Raw genomic sequence first — 18,386 nt, 5'->3', positions numbered from 1 at the left:
TTTTCGAAAACCAGTTGGATCAAGTGCAATGACAGACAAGGTTTCCATCCGCCGCGCTCTAATTAGTGTCTCAGACAAGAGTGGCATTGTAGAGTTCGCCCAACAGCTCTCCGCAATGGGGGTTGAGATTCTTTCCACCGGCGGAACCCACCGCCAGCTCAAGGAAGCGGGTATTCCCGTGGTAGAGGTTTCCGATTACACCGGTTTCCCCGAAATGATGGACGGTCGAGTCAAAACTCTGCACCCGAAAGTACACGGCGGCATTCTGGGACGCCGTGGCACCGATGACGCCATTATGGGCGAGCACGATATCACCCCGATCGATATGGTAGTGGTGAACCTCTACCCCTTCGCTCAAACCGTTGCCAAGCCCGACTGCTCCCTCGAAGACGCTATCGAGAATATCGATATCGGCGGCCCCACCATGGTTCGCGCAGCCGCCAAGAACCACAAAGATGTCACCATCGTGGTCAATGCCAGCGATTACGGCAATATCATCGAGGAGATGAAAGCTAACGATGGTGCCCTGAACCACGCCAGCCGCTTTGATCTGGCGGTAAAAGCCTTCGAACACACTGCGGGCTACGACGGTGCTATCGCCAATTACCTGGGCGCTATTAAAGGCGAAGAAAAGCAGCTGTTCCCGCGCACCTACAACAGCCAATTTATCAAGAAACTGGATCTGCGCTACGGTGAGAACCCGCACCAGAAATCCGCTTTCTACACCGAAGCCAACCCGGCCGAGGCCAGCATTTCCACCGCCACCCAGCTGCAGGGCAAAGAGCTGTCCTACAACAATATCGCCGATACCGATGCCGCGCTGGAGTGCGTCAAGTCCTTCGAGCAACCCGCCTGTGTGATCGTCAAGCACGCCAACCCCTGTGGTGTGGCGATCGCTGAAGATATTCACAAGGCCTACGACCTGGCCTTCGCGACCGACAGCGAGTCCGCCTTCGGCGGTATCATCGCCTTCAACCGCGAGCTCGATGGTGCCACTGCCCGCGCTATCGTCGAGCGGCAGTTTGTTGAAGTGATCATCGCGCCGTCAGTCTCCGAGGAGGCCAAACAGGCCGTGGCCGAGAAGAAGAACCTGCGCCTGCTGGTATGCGGCCAGTGGAGCAGCGAGCGCACCCCGACACTGGACTACAAGCGCGTTAATGGCGGCCTGCTAGTTCAGGACCGCGACGACGGCCTGATCACCGCTGCCGACCTGAAAGTAGTCTCCAAGCGCCAGCCCACTGAAGAGGAAATCCGCGATCTGCTGTTTACCTGGAAAGTGGCCAAGTTCGTAAAATCCAATGCCATCGTATACGGCAAAGACGGTCGCACTGTGGGTGTGGGCGCCGGCCAGATGAGCCGCGTAAACTCCGCACGTATCGCCGCGATCAAGGCCGAGCACGCCGGCCTCGCCGTGGCCGGGTCTGTTATGGCCTCCGATGCCTTCTTCCCCTTCCGCGACGGCATCGATAACGCTGCCGCTGTCGGTATCCAAGCGGTTATCCAGCCCGGCGGCTCCATGCGCGATGAAGAGGTGATCGCCGCAGCGGACGAGCACAATATGGCTATGGTATTTACCGGTATGCGCCACTTCCGCCACTAAGATCGTGCGCCCGCACAGACTTAATATTGCGGGCTATGATCAGCGGGTTGGAAGGTATCTACCCTCTCCAACCCGCACAAATCATTGGAATCCAGGGGCGCGACTCAGGCCCGAGGATCAATTCCACGTTAAACTAGCACACCTATAACCTGTGTAATGGACCGGATCGGTCGACTTAGGGGGATTTAAGAATGAACGTATTGGTTATCGGATCAGGTGGCCGCGAGCACGCCCTGGCGTGGAAAGCAGCGCAAAACCCAAGTGTCGGCACCGTCTACGTTGCCCCGGGCAACGCCGGCACTGCCCGCGAACCCAAGCTGGAAAATATCGCGATCGGTGTGGATAACTTCGCCGCCCTGGCAGATTTCGCCGAGGAAAACGGCGTAGAACTAACGATTGTCGGCCCGGAAGCGCCGCTGGTAGACGGCGTTGTCGATTTCTTTAATGCCCGTGGCCTCGCCATTTTTGGCCCCAGCAAAGGCGCCTCGCAACTGGAGGGCTCCAAAGCCTTTACCAAGGACTTCCTCGAGCGCCACAAAATCCCCACCGCTGCCTACCGCAATTTCACCGAAGTGGAGCCGGCGGTTGCCTATATTCGCGAGCGCGGCGCGCCCATCGTAGTTAAAGCCGACGGCTTGGCTGCGGGCAAGGGGGTAATCGTTGCCGAAACCGAAGAGCAGGCTGAACTCGCCGTACGCGATATGCTGTCTGGAAACGCCTTTGGTGAAGCCGGCTGCCGCGTGGTAATCGAGGAGTTCCTGCAGGGCGAGGAAGCGAGCTTTATCGTGATGGTGGATGGTGAAAACATCCTGCCGATGGCCACCAGTCAGGATCACAAACGCGTGGGCGATGGTGATACCGGCCCCAATACCGGCGGTATGGGCGCCTACTCCCCGGCACCGGTAGTGACCGACACCATTTACCAGCGCATTATGCAAGAGGTTATCGAGCCCACCGTTAAAGGTCTCGCTTCCGAAGGTACGCCTTACACCGGTTTCCTCTACGCCGGTCTGATGATCGACAGCGACGGTACTCCAAAGGTTATCGAGTACAACTGCCGCTTTGGCGATCCGGAAACCCAGCCAATTATGATTCGCCTGAAATCAGACCTGGTCGACCTGTGTATGGCCGCTCTAGACAAGAAGCTGGACACTGTCACTGCTGAGTGGGACCCCCGCCCGGCCCTGGGCGTGGTCCTTGCCGCGCACGGCTATCCCGGCAGCTACCGCAAAGGCGATGCCATCAGCGGTCTGGAAAAGGCGGACAGCGACAACGCCAAAGTCTTCCACGCCGGTACCGCACTGGACGGTGAGCGCGTAGTCACCAATGGCGGGCGGGTGCTGTGTGCCACGGCGCTGGGCAATACCGTCGCCGAAGCGCAGGAAAGCGCCTACGAGTCGGCCCGGGCTATCTACTGGGACGGCGTGTTCTTCCGCAAAGATATCGGCTACCGCGCAATCGAAAGAGAAAAGGTTTCTGCCGAGCAGCAGGACTAACAGCCGGCACCGGCGGCCGCGCGCCAGCGGCCGCCGCGCTAGGGAGCAGAATACTATGAGCAAACGCAACCTCAGCGGACTCGACCGCCTGCTAATTCAGGCCGATCGGGCTCTGCGCACCCTGAGCCCCGGCGAGCCCTGTCACGGCAGAGCCTCTCCCGCCAAGGGGGAGGCCGAGGCCGATCTCAGCGAGCGCGAGCGCAAGCACGCCGCCGGCCTTATGCGGGTCAACCACAGCGGCGAAGTCTGCGCCCAGGCGCTCTACCAGGGCCAGGCCCTGACGGCTAAATTGCCCGAGGTACGGGGGGAGATGGAGCGCGCTGCCGACGAGGAGATCGACCATCTGGCTTGGTGTGAGCAGCGCCTGAAGGAATTGGACAGCCGCCCCAGCCTGCTCAATCCCCTGTGGTACGGCATGTCTTTTGGTCTCGGTGCCGCCGCCGGTAAAATCAGCGACCGGATCAGCCTCGGCTTTGTCGCCGCTACGGAAGATCAGGTGTGTAAACACCTAGAGAGCCACTTAGAGCAGCTTCCCGCCGACGACAAGAGAAGCCGTGCGGTGGTGGAACAGATGTTGATCGACGAAGATGAGCACGCCCACGCCGCGCTGGCCGCCGGTGGCGCGCGCTTCCCCGCCCCGGTAAAAGGGGTGATGTCGCTGGTATCCAAGGTGATGACCTCGGCCAGTTATAAAATCTGACCGCCACCCTGGCCGGTTAAACCGGCTTGGATTTCAGGGAGGTTACGCCCGTACCCTCCCGTTCTGACCAATTATCCCTTCAAGCTTCCTCGACGCTATAGCTGTGTACTATCTCGACGCCCGCATTGCGCAACATAATAGACGCAGAGCAGTACTTCTCTGCGGAGAGTTCCACCGCGCGAGCCACATGGGACTCTTTTAATCCGCGACCGCGCACCACAAACTTCATTTCTATGCGCTCGAACGGTGATGGTGTGCTATCCGGGCGCCTACCTTCGAGCTCGCAGTGACAGGAAATAATGTCCTGTCGCGCCTTCTGTAAAATGCTCACCACATCGTAAGCGGCACAGCCACCCACACCCAACAAAATCATTTCCATCGGGCGCACGCCATTATTTGTGCGACCACCTTCCATAACGACTGAATTACCGCTACCGGCTTCACCGACAAAAGTTAAATCATTTACCCAGGTTACTTTCCCCTGCATCACTCCACTCCCGTTAAAATTTAGGCGGCGAAGCTTAGCATATTGGACAACGCTATCCCGACGCCTGGCAGTTTCCGGTATAGTGTCTGAAACGCCTCCGTGCGAGAGCCCGGTGACATAGGTTCCGGTGTTTTCAACGAACATACCGCTGCCTGGCTGACCCAGATCAATCGATGCCATAGTGTCACAGATCACACTGCGGGACTTTGCCGCAGTCAGCCCCTGTTGGGGACTCGGTTTTCGCGCGATAATTCAATAGTGCTCAGCTGCTAAAGCCGGGATAGGGCACAAGACAAAAAATGAGGAATGAATCCGTGACGGTTGCTATCGAAGACCCTATGACTATCGGCAATATTGAAGACTTTCTGGCCCACTGCCACCGGCGCCGCTACCCGGCCAAGAGCACGATTATTTATGCTGGCGACCGCTGTGAATCCCTTTATTTCATTATGCGCGGTTCTGTGACCGTTCTTATTGAGGACGATGAAGGCCGTGAAATGATTGTCGCCTATCTAAATGATGGGGACTTTTTCGGTGAGATGGGCCTGTTCGATCAGGACACCCGCAGTGCCTGGGTGCGCACTAAAACCGAATGTGAAGTGGCGGAAATCTCCTACACCAAGTTCCAGGAGCTCACTCGCCAACACCCGGAATTTCTTTTTGCGCTGGCCACCCAAATGGCCGGCCGCCTGCGCAACACCACCCGCAAAGTGGGCGATCTCGCCTTCCTGGATGTTACCGGACGCGTCGCTCGCACCCTGCTCGACCTCTGCAACGAGCCGGATGCCATGACTCACCCCGAGGGCATGCAAATAAAAATTACCCGCCAGGAAATTGGCCGCATTGTCGGTTGCTCCCGGGAAATGGTCGGCCGCGTATTAAAAACCCTGGAGGAACAGGGTCTGGTTTCGGTTAAAGGTAAAACCATGGTGGTATACGGTACCCGCTAGTAACGCGAGCACAGGCACCGGATAAAAAAAGGGCGATTTTTACATCGCCCTTTTTTATTTTTACTACTGGAGCAAGCGATCAGTTAAACATTTCCATCAGCTTTCTGCCCGGCTCCGCCTCGCGCATAAACGCCTCTCCCACCAGGAAAGCATTGACGTTATGGCCGCGCATCGCCGCGACATCGTCGGTGGTATGAATACCACTTTCCGTAACTACCAGGCGGTCTTCGGGGATCAGGTCCAGTAACTTAAAGGTATTTTCCAGCTGCACATCAAAGGTGTGCAGGTTGCGATTATTGATGCCGATTAAACGATTGGGCAGCGCCAGGGCTCTCTCCAATTCTTTTTGATTATGCACCTCAACCAAAACATCCAGACCCAATTCCAAAGCGAGCCCATTGAGATCCTGCATCTGCGGATCTTCCAGACAGGCCGCAATCAGCAGGATACAGTCCGCTCCAATCGCGCGAGCCTCATAGATCTGGTAGGGGTCAACGGTGAAATCCTTGCGCAATACCGGTAGGCGCACCGCGTCACGAGCCTGCTGTAAGTAATTATCCGCACCCTGGAAAAAGTCCACATCGGTCAGTACCGACAGACAAGCAGCCCCGCCTTTTTCATAGCTGGTGGCAATTTCTGCGGGAAGGAAATCCTCGCGAAGCACCCCTTTACTGGGGGAGGCTTTTTTAATTTCGGCAATAACCGCAGCTTCACCACTGGCAATTTTTTGATCCAGGGCATCGACAAATCCCCTCGCCGGTTGCTGATCCCCAGCGCGCAGGCGAACTTCTTCGATGGAGCGCTCAGCCTTGCGCTCGGCAATCTCTTGCCATTTGCGTTCGACAATAGTTTTTAAAATAGTCGGGGTACTCACGATTGGATTTCCTCTGGGCGAAATGCACTGGTGAATGCAGCGAGATCATTGATTTTTTCTCCGGCAAGACCGCTGTCGATAGCGTCTTGCGCCATGGCAACCCCCTGCTCTGCGGAGTGTGCCACCCCGCTGACATAAATGGCCAGGCCCGCATTGAGGGCAATAATATCCGCCGCTTTACGCCCGGCCTCCGTTGCGCGCTTGCCCAGCGCATCGCGAATTAATGCCAGGGAATCCTCGGAACCGGAAACGCTGAGACCGGAGAGATCGCGGCGCGGCAGGCCAAAGTCCTCGGGTTTGAGGGTGTATTCCCGCAGGCGGCCATCTTTTAATTCCACCGCAAAAGTATCCGCAGCAATACTGGCCTCATCCAGGCCGTCCTCACTGTGCAACACCAGCACATGCTCTGAGCCGAGTTCCTGTAAAACCTCAGCCAGTAATCGGCAGTAGCGCTTGTCGTAAACACCGATTACCTTGCGCTTGACGCCGGCGGGGTTGGTCATTGGTCCGAGCAGATTAAAAATAGTGCGTAGACCCAGCGCCTTGCGCGCGGGCCCCACATGACGCATGGCATTGTGGAAACTGGGCGCAAACATAAAACCGATACCGATGGTCTCCACACAGCGGGCCATTTGCACCGGGCTCAATTCCAGAAATACCCCGGCGCGCTCCAGAAGATCAGCCGAACCACTACTGGAAGAGACAGAGCGGTTGCCGTGTTTGGCAACCTTGGCCCCGGCGGCAGCAGCGACAAAGCTGCTGGCACTGGAGACATTGAACAGGTTGGCACCATCTCCGCCGGTGCCGACAATATCAACGGTATTGTCCAGATTCAGGGCAACTTTTACCGCCAGTTCACGCATGGTTTCCACCGCGCCGACAATTTCATCGACCGTTTCGCCGCGAATACGCAGTGCGATAAGTAGCGCACCTATCTGTGATTCCAGCGCTTCGCCACGCATGATTTGGCCCAGCGCTTCGCGCATCTCTGCACGGGTGAGGTGCTCACCATCCACCAGTTTGGCAATGGCCTGTTGAATATTCATATTTCCCCCTTTGCCCAGTTCTGGTTATTGATTGTGGCGAGATAGACTCGCCCCGAAGTGATTAAGACTCGATAAAGTTTCTCAGCATATCGTGACCATGCATGGTGAGAATTGACTCTGGGTGAAACTGTACGCCCTCTATCGCCAATTCTCGGTGACGCAATCCCATAATTTCATCGATCTCACCGCTTTCTGTCTCAGTCCAGGCGGTCACCTCCAGACACTCCGGCAAACTATTTTTTTCCACCACCAGGGAGTGGTAGCGGGTGGCCTCGAAGGGATTGGACAAGCCGTGAAACACCCCCAAATTATTGTGCACTATGGGGGAGGTTTTGCCGTGCATAACCTGGCGGGCACGCACCACCCTGCCACCGAATACCTGGCCGATACTCTGGTGCCCCAGACAGATACCCAAAATAGGGATACTGCCGGCAAAACGGCGAATGGTATCGAGAGAAATACCCGCCTCATTGGGGGTACAGGGTCCCGGTGAAATCACAATTTTTTCCGGGGCCATTGCCTCGATCTCATTCAGTGTGATTTCGTCATTGCGCTTCACCAGCACTTGCGCACCCAGCTCCTCCAGGTACTGCACCACGTTCCAGGTAAAGGAGTCGTAGTTATCGATCATTAAAATCATAGCGCGGCCCCCTTAGCCTCTGGCTGATCACTGAATTCTTGTCTTACGTTTTGCAGGCGTGCGAGAGAGGCCTGGGTCAGTGTTTGGGAAATATTAACTTCGCTCATCTTGCTCGACCTCTACAGGGTCACTACTCTTGGCCAGCGCCATACCGGCGGCGCGGAAAAGCGCTCGGGCCTTATTCATGGTTTCATTCCACTCTGACTGCGGGTCGGAGTCCGCTACCAGGCCGGCCCCCGCCTGCACATACAGCTTACCCTCCTTGATTACCGCAGTGCGAATGGCAATGGCCGTATCCATATTGCCATTCCATGCCAGATAACCCACCGCACCGCCATAAATACCGCGCTTCTCCGGTTCCAGTTCATCGATAATTTCCATCGCGCGAATCTTGGGCGCGCCCGACAGGGTGCCGGCCGGCAGTGCTGCGCGCAGCGCGTCCATAGCGCTGAGACCCGGCTTGAGTTGGCCGACAACATTGGAGGTAATATGCATCACGTGGGAGTAGCGTTCGACAAACATCTGGTCGGTAACTTTAACGCTGCCAGTGTCGGCCACCCTCCCTATGTCGTTGCGCCCCAGGTCAATCAGCATCAGGTGTTCGGCCAGTTCTTTCGGGTCTGCCAGCAACTCCTTCTCCAGGGCCTGGTCTTCCTCCTCAGTGGCACCCCGGTGACGGGTTCCCGCCAGGGGCCGCACCGTCATTTTACCCTCTTCCAGATGCACCAGAATCTCTGGGCTGGAGCCCACCACATGGTGGTCGCCCAGGTCGAGAAAATACATATACGGCGATGGATTTAAACTGCGCAGGGCGCGGTAAAAATTCAGCGGCGGCGCCTCAAAAGGGGCCGACAGGCGCTGGGAAGGCACCACCTGCATCACATCACCGGCGAGCACATACTCCTTAACCCGGTCCACCGCCGCTTTGAAATTGTCCTCGCCAAAGTGGGACTGAAATTCACTCTCATCAATCCCGCGCCCATGTAAGTCGAGGGGCACCGTATCCGGCAGTGGCTGTGCCAGTTTGGTTACCAGTTGATCCAAGCGCTGCTGGGCTTTTTCATAGGCCGCTTGTTCGCCGGTATCCGCGTGGACAATCAGAATAACTGCACCGGCGAGATTATCGAAAACCACCAACTCATCGCTGACCATCAACAGGATATCCGGGTTACCCAGGGTATCCGGCGGTGTGCTACCCGCCAGGCGCGGTTCGATATAGCGCACACAGTCGTAACCAAAATAACCGACCAGGCCACCGTTAAATCGCGGCAAATCCGCTAGTTCAGGCACCTTGTAGCGCTGCTGAAACTGCTCAACAAATGCCAGGGGATCGGCGGCGCTGCGGCTCTCGACAACCTCGCCATCCGTTTCCACAGTAATCTCTGTGCCCTTGACCCTGAGCAGAGTGCGCGCAGGCAGGCCAATAATGGAGTAGCGCCCCCACTTCTCTCCACCCTGAACTGATTCCAGCAGGTAGCTATAGTGCCCCTCGGCCAGTTTCAAATAGGTGGACAGTGGCGTTTCAATATCCGCCAGTACGCGCCTTACCAGAGGGATACGGTTATAACCTTCAGACGCAAGTTGAGCGTATTCAGTAGGGGTCATGGAGACTCCGATCAATTTTTCATTTGTTTGATTGGCGCTGGAAAACAGTAAGCAGCGCCCACGGCAAGGGGGCCCCAATCGCCATGTTCGATCGGGCTTCAGCGGGTCAGTGGCGCCATCGCCAACTGTTTGTTAGGAAGAAAGTATGATTCACGGGAATTCCCTCAATGTAGGCGCACTATTCCTTTTGTGCGGACATACAAGTTAGCAAATTCCGTCTACGGCGGGCAAGAGATTGCCCGCCGGTTTTGTAAATTAAGCCAAACTCTTGCGCATGGCTGTAATTACTTCAGCGTAGTCCGGGGTGTTAAAGATGGCAGAACCTGCCACAAAGGTATCTGCTCCAGCTGCGGCAATTTCGGCAATATTGTCACGATTTACCCCGCCGTCGATCTCGAGGCGAATATCAAAGCCAGACTCTTCAATCAGTTTGCGAGCTTCTTTCAACTTGGTCAGGGTGCTGGGAATAAACTTCTGCCCGCCAAAGCCCGGGTTTACCGACATCAGCAGGATCATATCCAGCTTGTCCATCACATACTTGGCGGCATCGAGACCACTGGCGGGGTTAAAGACCAAGCCGGCCTTGCAGCCGAGGCTGCGGATCAGTTGCAGAGAGCGATCCGGGTGGCGCGAGGCTTCCGGGTGAAAGGTAATATAGGTGGCGCCAGCATCGGCAAACATACGAATCATATCGTCTACGGGCTCCACCATCAGGTGGACATCAATGGGCGCCTCGACACCGTGTTTGCGCAGTGCCTGGCACACCATAGGACCAATGGTCAGGTTGGGCACGTAGTGATTGTCCATCACATCAAAATGCACCCAGTCCGCTCCAGCGGCCAGCACATTGTCCACCTCTTCACCCAGGCGGGCAAAATTTGCGGAGAGAATAGAGGGCGCAATCTTGTAATCTGACATCAGAATATCCTTTGGTAACTCAACTTTCGCCAGTCAGTCGGCGATCTAATTTTTCCAGGCGCTCGGGGGTGCCCACATCGCACCAGTCACCGCGATAGAGCTCGGCCTGTAAGCTGTCTTCATTAAAAGCGAACACTTCCCCAAGCCCAAAACACTCGCGGCGCTTGGGGTATTCGGTGAGGGTTTCGGCTCGCAGCCAGCTAATACCGGCAAAGGTATAGCGGGGCTTAGCACTGCCCGATAGCAAACCACCCTCTATGCCGAAGTCTCCATCCGGGTTATGGGGGGGATTGGGAACCATCAGCAGGCGCCCCGGGCAATCCTCCGGCAGCGGCCGCTCTATCCATTGCGACAGGTCGTAATCACACCAGACATCGCCATTAACCACTAAAAAAGGGGAGTTCCCGAGCAGAGGCAGCGCTTTGAGAATGCCTCCGGCAGTTTCCAGCGGCTCCTCTTCACGCTCGACAGAGTAGTGAATATCCAGCCCCCAGCGAGATCCGGAACCGAGCTGCTGGCGAATTTTAGGGCCTAAATAGCCCAAATTAATCACTACTTTTTGCACACCGATAGCCGCTAGGCGCTCAAGCGCATATTCAATCAGCGGCTTGCCGGCAAGCGGTAATAGGGGCTTGGGAGTTTGATCAGTTAAGGGGCGCATGCGGCGCCCAAAACCCGCTGCCAATACCATGGCAGTGAGCGGGGGATTATTTGTGGGTTTACTCATTAAATTAATCTGTACTGTTTCTGTGCAGCCTACTTCGGCAAGTCACCGGCGCTGCGGTAATCGCAATACCAGGGCTGAGACTCTATCTGCGGTAGCAGAGTAGCGTCGAACCAATCCGCAAAAGGCTTCAGTTCAGGGTAGCGCCCAGCGGTTTCCACAACATAGCGAATTACCAGCGGCAGGTTCTGTAGGTAACCCTGTTTTCCGTCGCGCAAGCTGAGGCGCGGGAACAAGCCCAGCACTTTAATATGGCGCTGTAACCCCATCCAATCGAACCAGCGCAGATATAGCTGCGGATCTACCGACTGCATAACACCCGCCGCTTCAGCCGTGGCGGCATAAGCCAGTGCCCAGCGCTCGACTCGCTCGCGGGGCCAGCGGATATAGCAATCTCGCAGCAGGGACACCAGATCATAGGTGGCGGGGCCCCATACCGCATCCTGAAAATCGATAATTCCCGGCCGCTCCCCATCGCGTATCATCAGATTGCGACTGTGGTAGTCCCGGTGAACAAGAAGCTGGGGCTGCTCTTCTGCACTGTTGAGCAACAGCTCGAAAGTTTGCTCCAGCAATTTTTTTTCCCGCTCATTGAGCCTGTAGCCCAGTAACTCTTGGATCAACCACTCTGGCATAATCCGCATTTCTTTAAGCAGCAGTTCGCGGCTATAGGCTGGAAATAATTGCTCTTCGAAAGGAATTTGCTGTAGGCACAGAAGTTCACTCATAACCTCGGCATAGAGACCCTCGACACTGTCGTTGTTAAGCACAGTGTACAACTGGGTATCCCCGAGATCTTCCAGCAGGAGATAGCCCTCTGCGGTATCTGCGGTAACCACCATCGGCGTATGAATACCATTGCTGCGCAGGTAATCTGCCAGGGCTACAAAGCGGGCGGGGTTTGTCAATTGAGGGGGGGTATCGACCGCGATCAGCGACGGCTCAGTTTGAGTGCGGAAATAACGTCGAAATCCGGCGTCCCCCGCCAAATCCAATAAATCAGCGGGGCTATCCATACCCAGGGCAACACCAACCCACTCACTCAATGCACTGCGTCTGGGGTCGGAATCGATCTCACCTCTCTGCTCAACTTCACCGCTCGATCTTAGGCTCATTTTGTGACTTCTCAACTGTTTCTAGCTGCATTTTTAACCCTGAGCCCCTCTGCGTCCAGCGGCGCCACCACTATATTTACCCAAAGCGCGATTTTACCTTGCAGAAAACCGTAGATACGTCCCAAATAATTTGCACTTCGGCTGGAGCCACTCTGTAGCATTGCAGTTCCGCTACGGCTATTAACCACTTCTACATTCAAGTAGAATCGGGCGATGATTTTGCGCGCCCCGGCTCGAAAGCTGTCGCACGTATCTATCGATAAAGAAACACTAAAAGATAGCTGGAACATATCGTTTGATGCTTGAAATCTCCCGGTGGCGTCGCCTCGCTCTGGCGATTGCTAAAAACTCCCAAGCCCGCTCCGTCGCCCTCGGCCTCCTCGCTGCGCAACCCTTATGGGCGCAGGCTAATCAAAGCGAGCCGAATCCAGACCCCAACTACAACCCCTATTTGTATCTGGACTGGTTGCCCCGCGCCGAGCTGACCCCAGAGGAGCAAGCCAAACTCCCGGCAGTATGCTCCGGCGCTTTTGTGGCACCAGCGCGCAACTATCGCGGCTCTGATCTCCCTCCAGAAGAGGCCCCCCTGCGGGCTACCGCTGAAAAATCGCAATGGCTGGAGGACGGCTCTGCCGAGTTGAGCGGCAATGTGCATATTACCCAGGGCTACCGGCAACTATTTGCCGATCAGGCGAAATTGGATCGCCAGGAAAATATTGCCTCCCTAAACGGCGCAATCGAACTGCGAGAGCCCAGCTTGTTAATCCGGGGCTCCTCGGCGGAGATCCATACCACCAGCGAAGCTGCCTCTATCGAGGATGCGACCTATGTAGTTCACGATGCTTTTATCCACGGGGAAGCCGAGCTGGTTGCACGCCAAACCAGCGGTGAATTAACCCTGACTGAGGGCACTTATACCCGCTGCGAACCCGGGCGTGAGTTCTGGCAACTCAGCGGTGCCGAGATCAATATCGATGAAGTGGAAAGCCAGGGCACGGCACGGGATGTGCGCCTGGAAATTCTCGATGTGCCCATCTTATATATGCCGTATTTCCGCTTCCCTGTGGGCGATGCACGCATGTCCGGGTTTCTGTTTCCCACGCTCAGTAACAGCGACAAGAATGGCTGGGACCTCGCCATTCCCTACTACTGGAACATAGCCCCGCAGATGGACGCCACCATCTCCCCCCGCTACATCCAGTATCGCGGGGCCGGGCTGGAGGCTGAATTCCGCCACCTGGCGGAGATGTTCAGTACTGAGATCCGCCTGGCCAACCTGCCCGACGACGACGGCGGCAACAACGATCTCGCCCAGGAGCTTATTGACGAGGGCTTTCCTGAGGATCTGGTTCTCCCCAATAAAGGGGAAGACCGCTGGCTGATCAGTGTGGACCAGCAGGGGGGCTACGGTGGCAGTATCTGGCGAACCGATATCGACTACACCAAGGTCAGCGACCCCGACTATTTTCGCGATCTGAGTACCGCCAACCTGGATGTCAATGCCGAGACCCGACTGGTACAGAAAGTCCAAGGAGCACTGAGAAGCGAGCACTGGAAGGCAACACTGCGCACCCAGGACTACCAAGTATTGGAAAAAGACGCCTTCGACGTATTTGCCCAATACCCCCGTTTTGATATCGACGGCGACTACCGCTGGGATGACTGGTTGCTGACTTTGCAGAATGAACTCACCAGTTGGAATCACAGCGATACGCAGACGATTCGCTACATCGAAGATACCGATGACCCCGATAGCGTCACCGAGGAAACGCGGAACTTTATCAGCGCAGATCGCCTGCGCCTTGACTATGAGTTCTACTGGGACAAAGAGTGGCTCTGGGGGTACTTCAAGCCGGGGATAGCCGGCCGCTATCTCGCATATAGCGTCAGCGATCATTTCCTGCCTGAAGGTGCCAACGACACCCCGGACGCTGCCGCTGCCCAATTTACCCTGGACACCGGGCTCTACTTCGAGCGGGACAGCCACCTATTTGAGCGCGAGCTGGTTCAGACCTTGGAACCACGGTTGTTCACCCTGATCAGCAGCAATGCCGATCAGAGCGACTTCTTTGATATCAGTGATGATGCCGACAACATCGACTCAAAGAGTAACAACCTACTGTACGACACATCGCTCTACACCTTCAGCTACGACCAGCTGTTCCGCGACAGCCGCTTTACCGGCAACGACCGGATCGATGATGCAGACAGACTCGCGCTGGGTCTGACAACCCGCTTTATCGACCCTATTAGTGGCCGCGACCTGTTCTCCGCCAGTATTGGGCAGATCTATTACTCCAGCGACCGCCAAATTGGCCGCACCGCATATATCGAGGATACCCCCCGGTCGGAGTTGGCTGCACGCATCGAGAGCCGCCCATTCCAGTCCCTGCGCCTGGGCACTGAACTGGTCTATGAGGACAGCGAACACAATATCAATCGGGGCAACTTCAGCCTGCGCTATTTTGACGATGAGTTCCGAATCTTTAACTTAAGCTACTACTACGAGCGCCCGGACTCCACAGATGAGGACGAAGATGAAGACGAGGATGAAACAGTAAGCCAGCTGAATGCCTCGACCGCCCTCCCCTTGACGACCCACACCTCCTTCATGGCGAGTGCCAGCTATGATCTTACTTTAAATCGGGAACTGGAATACCTCGCAGGTATCGAATATGACGACTGCTGCTACCGTACCCGACTGGTATGGCGACGCACACTCGACAATGATCTCGCAGGGGTTGTATCGGCTGAAGACCTTGAGTACGACGAGGGTATTTACCTGGAAGTCGAACTCAAAGGCTTAGCAGGCTTTGGTTCAACCGTGACAGAAATGCTGACCCAGGGGATTGCCAACTTTGATCAGAGAGAAGAGCTGAAACAGTGATGAGAATAATTAAGAAGTTCGTACCGAAATTGGGCCTGACATCTGTACTGGCAGCGGGCGCCCTGATCGCCGCAACTGCCACCGCACAAGTCAGGAACCTTGACCGGGTAGTCGCTGTTGTCGATGACGATGTTGTGATGGCCAGTGAACTCGCCCAGCGCATGAATACCATCAGCAGCCAGATCCAAGCCCAGCAGGTACAGGCCCCACCGCTAGAGGTTTTGCGCCGGCAGGTACTCGAGCAACTGATTATCGAGCGCCTACAGCTACAGATGGCCTCCCGCGCAGGTGTCACCGTATCCGAAACCGAACTGGACCAGGCTATCGCTAGGGTGCAGCAGAATGCGGGGGTCAGCCCCGAAGTCTTTCGCCAGCGCCTGCGCGCAGATGGCATGAGCATGAAAAGTTTTCGCCAGCAAATCCGCCAGGAGCTGATGATCCGCCGCGTCGAGCAGGGCAGTGTCAACCGCCGCATCCAGATTAGCGACCAGGATATCGATAACTTCCTGCGCTCCAAGGAGGGGGAATTTTGGAAATCTCCCGAATTTGAGCTGGGCCATATTCTGATTCCGGTAAGCTCCAGCGCCCCCGCCAGTGAAGTGGCCCAGGCGCGAGAAAAAGCCGAACAACTGGCCGAACAGGCCAGAGACGGCGCCGACTTCCGCCGCTTGGCAATCGCCAACTCTGCCGGCCAAAACGCCCTCTCTGGCGGTGATCTGGGGTGGCGTAAGACTGTTGAGCTGCCCACCCTGTTTGCCGAGGCCCTAACCGACTTAAAAGCCGGTGATGTGACTGAACCCTTCCGCAGCGATGCGGGTTTCCACCTGCTGAAGATTCACGCACAGAAGGGCGCTAGCGAACAGCTGGTAGAGCAGACCAAAGTGCGCCATATCCTGCTCAAACCCTCGGCCATTCTCACTGACGACCAGGCCTATAACAAACTGATAGCCCTGCGCGAGGAGGCCATGACCAGCGATAACTTTGCCGAGCTGGCGCGCGAAAACTCCGAGGACATTGGCACAATGCTCTCCGGTGGCGATCTCGGCTGGTCTATGCCCGGTCAGTTTGTGCCCGAATTCACTCAAGCCATGAACTCAACTGAAATCGGCGATATCAGTCTGCCTTTCCGCAGCCAATTTGGCTGGCATATCCTCCAGGTTGAGGACCGCCGCAAGCAGGATATGACCGACCAGTATATTCGCAACCAGGCAGCCAACCTGCTGCGCAATCGCCGCTATGAAGAAGAGCTGCAAAACTGGCGCCGCGAGATTCGCGATCAGGCCTATGTAGAGATTAAACTGCCAGATAGCGAGACCGCCAAGGACTCAGAAAACCAAAAATAAACACCGCTCTAGCGGGAGAGACCGGGCCCTGTGCCCGGTTTTTTTTTGTCGACACAGGAATGTTACAGATCCATGGTCCCTAGAATTGCCTTCACCCCCGGGGAGCCCGCCGGCATCGGGCCCGAACTGGCGGTAAAACTTGCCCAAGAGGGCTCCTCAGCACAAGTCGTTGCGGTTGCTGACCCCCAATTACTGACCGCTACCGCTGAGCGTTTAAAACTGCCCCTCGAGCTCCTCCCCCTACCCCCGGGCTCCGAGAAAACAAGTACCCCCCCCGGTAGCCTCTTCCTCTCACCTGTCGCCCTGACCGAGTCCGCTCAGCCCGGCCAGCTGAATGCAGCTAATGCCCACTATGTCCTGGAAACCCTCTCACAAGCGGCCGACGGGTGTTTGTGCGGCCAATTCGACGCACTGGTAACAGGGCCAGTGCACAAAGGCATTATCAACGAGGCGGGCATTCCATTTAGCGGCCATACAGAATTCTTTGCCGAAAAAGCCGGGGTTGAGCGCGTCGTTATGATGTTGGCGGCGGGGGACCTGCGCGTTGCCCTAGTGACAACTCACCTCCCCCTCAAAGAGGTTAGCGATGCGATCAGCCACGCGCTGCTGGAGCAGATTATTACCATCCTCCACAGCAGTTTGCAGAGGCAGTTTGCTATTCCCTCCCCCCGTATTAGTGTGTGCGGCCTCAACCCCCATGCCGGAGAGGGGGGACACCTGGGCCGGGAGGAAATTGAGATTATCGAGCCCGCCTTAGAGCACTTGCGCACCCGGGGCATTTTATTGGAGGGCCCCCTGCCGGCAGACACCCTGTTTACACCACCGCATTTATCCACATGCGACGCTGTTTTAGCCATGTATCACGATCAGGGGCTTCCAGTGTTAAAATTCAAGGGATTTGGCCACGCCGTCAATATTACCTTGGGGCTCCCGTTTATCCGCACCTCGGTCGATCACGGCACCGCCCTCAATATTGCGGGGACAGGCTCGGCGGATTGCGGCAGTCTCAAGGCCGCACTCGCACAGGCTGTCGCGCTCGCCAAGTTGCGCAGTAACTAGCCAGGGCCGGAAACCTGCCCGAAGAAGACCGTAGAGCAAGCGCCCTAACGGGCGCTTTAACTGAGGCGTGCGCTAGTACCCCGGGGCCCAACAGCAAAACTAATCATCCAGGTTACAGATATATCAATGGATAACTTCTTTCAACACAAAGCCCGCAAGCGCTTTGGACAAAACTTTCTCGTCGATGAAAATATTATCGAGCGCATCGTTCGCGCAGTTGGCCCCAAAGAGTCAGACACGCTGATCGAAATTGGACCGGGCCAGGGTGCGATCACCGAATTGCTGCTGAAACGCTGCCCGTCGCTGACCGCCGTCGAATTGGATCGCGACTTGATCCCCATGCTGGAATTTAAATTCAGGGAATACCCGGAATTCAGCATTATTGAGAAGGACGCATTGAAATTTGACTTTGGCACTTTTGCCGGCGACAAACAGCTGCGTATCGTCGGCAACCTGCCCTACAACATATCCACCCCCCTGCTGTTCCATCTGCTCAGCTTTCGCGGGCAGGTCCAGGATATGCATTTTATGCTGCAAAAAGAGGTAGTAGATCGCCTCAGCGCCACCCCTTCCACCAAGTCCTATGGTCGCTTGAGTGTAATGGTCCAATACTACTGCCGTGTGCAGGGTTTATTCCTAGTACCGCCACAATCTTTCCGACCGGCTCCTAAAGTGGACTCCGCTATTGTCAGATTGGTACCTCACAGCACTCTGCCGTTTACCGCCAAAGACGAGGGCCTACTGGAAAGAATCGTTAATATTGCCTTCCAGCAGCGCCGTAAAACCCTGCGCAACGCCCTGAAGCCCCTATTCCCAGAGCTCGATCCCGAGCTGTTACCGGTAGATGCCGGCCGTCGCCCCGAAACCTTAAGCGTCGAGGACTTTGTTAAGTTGGCCGACTACTGTGCAGACTTGCAACAACAATAAATATTTTTCATATTT

16 protein-coding genes are annotated in these 18,386 nt (G+C 56.1%); 8 read left to right on the top strand and 8 right to left on the bottom strand.

Going from position 1 to position 18,386, the window contains the following annotated elements:
- Nucleotides 1–28: 28 nt before the first annotated feature.
- From purH to coq7, 3 genes are all read left to right on the top strand, one after another.
- Complete coding sequence (purH, locus tag ACJJIF_RS17060) at nucleotides 29–1,600, top strand: bifunctional phosphoribosylaminoimidazolecarboxamide formyltransferase/IMP cyclohydrolase (RefSeq protein ID WP_444929520.1); 1,572 nt, start codon at nucleotides 29–31, stop codon at nucleotides 1,598–1,600.
- A 191-nt stretch (nucleotides 1,601–1,791) separates the two neighbouring features.
- Nucleotides 1,792–3,096: a phosphoribosylamine--glycine ligase gene (gene purD / locus ACJJIF_RS17055; protein WP_444929519.1), complete on the top strand. Its 1,305-nt coding sequence runs from the start codon at nucleotides 1,792–1,794 to the stop codon at nucleotides 3,094–3,096.
- A 55-nt stretch (nucleotides 3,097–3,151) separates the two neighbouring features.
- Nucleotides 3,152–3,796, top strand: a complete 645-nt coding sequence (coq7, locus tag ACJJIF_RS17050) for a 2-polyprenyl-3-methyl-6-methoxy-1,4-benzoquinone monooxygenase (protein ID WP_444929518.1) — start codon at nucleotides 3,152–3,154, stop codon at nucleotides 3,794–3,796.
- A gap of 79 nt (nucleotides 3,797–3,875) precedes the next feature.
- Here the strand turns inward: coq7 and ACJJIF_RS17045 are convergent, their stop codons facing one another.
- A complete protein-coding gene (locus tag ACJJIF_RS17045) occupies nucleotides 3,876–4,283 on the bottom strand; it encodes an OsmC family protein (protein WP_444932375.1) in 408 nt (135 codons plus the stop codon).
- 299 nt (nucleotides 4,284–4,582) lie between these two features.
- Between ACJJIF_RS17045 and crp the strand changes: the two genes are divergently transcribed.
- Nucleotides 4,583–5,233: a cAMP-activated global transcriptional regulator CRP gene (gene crp, locus ACJJIF_RS17040; protein ID WP_444929517.1), complete on the top strand. Its 651-nt coding sequence runs from the start codon at nucleotides 4,583–4,585 to the stop codon at nucleotides 5,231–5,233.
- 79 nt (nucleotides 5,234–5,312) lie between these two features.
- Here crp and trpC read toward each other — a convergent pair whose 3' ends face one another.
- The 7 genes from trpC to ACJJIF_RS17005 all read right to left on the bottom strand — a co-directional run bounded on the left by trpC (nucleotide 5,313) and on the right by ACJJIF_RS17005 (nucleotide 12,155).
- Entirely contained in the window at nucleotides 5,313–6,110 is a 798-nt protein-coding gene (trpC, locus tag ACJJIF_RS17035) for an indole-3-glycerol phosphate synthase TrpC (protein WP_444932374.1), read from the bottom strand.
- Complete coding sequence (trpD, locus tag ACJJIF_RS17030) at nucleotides 6,104–7,153, bottom strand: anthranilate phosphoribosyltransferase (protein ID WP_444929516.1); 1,050 nt, start codon at nucleotides 7,151–7,153, stop codon at nucleotides 6,104–6,106. Before trpD ends, trpC begins: the two co-directional genes overlap by 7 nt.
- Before the next feature lie 61 nt (nucleotides 7,154–7,214).
- A complete protein-coding gene (locus ACJJIF_RS17025; protein ID WP_444929515.1) occupies nucleotides 7,215–7,793 on the bottom strand; it encodes an anthranilate synthase component II in 579 nt (192 codons plus the stop codon).
- Nucleotides 7,794–7,886: 93 nt separating this feature from the next.
- The gene (gene trpE, locus ACJJIF_RS17020; RefSeq protein ID WP_444929514.1) at nucleotides 7,887–9,398 is read right to left on the bottom strand and encodes an anthranilate synthase component I; all 1,512 of its coding nucleotides are present in this window, start codon (nucleotides 9,396–9,398) and stop codon (nucleotides 7,887–7,889) included.
- Between the two features lie 255 nt (nucleotides 9,399–9,653).
- The gene (rpe, locus tag ACJJIF_RS17015; RefSeq protein ID WP_444929513.1) at nucleotides 9,654–10,316 is read right to left on the bottom strand and encodes a ribulose-phosphate 3-epimerase; all 663 of its coding nucleotides are present in this window, start codon (nucleotides 10,314–10,316) and stop codon (nucleotides 9,654–9,656) included.
- Nucleotides 10,317–10,335: 19 nt separating this feature from the next.
- A complete protein-coding gene (locus tag ACJJIF_RS17010) occupies nucleotides 10,336–11,043 on the bottom strand; it encodes a nucleotidyltransferase family protein (protein WP_444929512.1) in 708 nt (235 codons plus the stop codon).
- A gap of 29 nt (nucleotides 11,044–11,072) precedes the next feature.
- Nucleotides 11,073–12,155 carry an aminoglycoside phosphotransferase family protein gene (locus ACJJIF_RS17005; protein ID WP_444929511.1) on the bottom strand — a complete coding sequence of 361 codons (1,083 nt, stop codon included), beginning with the start codon at nucleotides 12,153–12,155 and terminating at the stop codon, nucleotides 11,073–11,075.
- A gap of 298 nt (nucleotides 12,156–12,453) precedes the next feature.
- Here ACJJIF_RS17005 and ACJJIF_RS17000 point away from each other — a divergent pair, with 298 nt between their 5' ends.
- The 4 genes from ACJJIF_RS17000 to rsmA all read left to right on the top strand — a co-directional run bounded on the left by ACJJIF_RS17000 (nucleotide 12,454) and on the right by rsmA (nucleotide 18,371).
- Nucleotides 12,454–15,042, top strand: coding sequence for an LPS-assembly protein LptD (locus ACJJIF_RS17000; RefSeq protein ID WP_444929510.1), 2,589 nt, complete (start codon nucleotides 12,454–12,456; stop codon nucleotides 15,040–15,042).
- Nucleotides 15,042–16,385 (top strand): peptidylprolyl isomerase, encoded by a 1,344-nt coding sequence (locus ACJJIF_RS16995; RefSeq protein ID WP_444932373.1) that lies wholly within the window; start codon nucleotides 15,042–15,044, stop codon nucleotides 16,383–16,385. The genes ACJJIF_RS17000 and ACJJIF_RS16995 overlap by 1 nt, the downstream gene beginning before the upstream one ends.
- A 72-nt stretch (nucleotides 16,386–16,457) precedes the next feature.
- The gene (gene pdxA / locus ACJJIF_RS16990) at nucleotides 16,458–17,444 is read left to right on the top strand and encodes a 4-hydroxythreonine-4-phosphate dehydrogenase PdxA (RefSeq protein ID WP_444929509.1); all 987 of its coding nucleotides are present in this window, start codon (nucleotides 16,458–16,460) and stop codon (nucleotides 17,442–17,444) included.
- A 126-nt stretch (nucleotides 17,445–17,570) separates the two neighbouring features.
- Nucleotides 17,571–18,371 (top strand): 16S rRNA (adenine(1518)-N(6)/adenine(1519)-N(6))-dimethyltransferase RsmA, encoded by an 801-nt coding sequence (gene rsmA, locus ACJJIF_RS16985; RefSeq protein WP_444929508.1) that lies wholly within the window; start codon nucleotides 17,571–17,573, stop codon nucleotides 18,369–18,371.
- Nucleotides 18,372–18,386: the final 15 nt, after the last annotated feature.

The sequence above is a fragment of the Microbulbifer regidiadema (SeqCode) genome, assembly GCF_052467605.1.
Note: the sequence above shows the minus strand (reverse complement) of the source record. Positions and strands in the feature narration are given on the sequence as shown.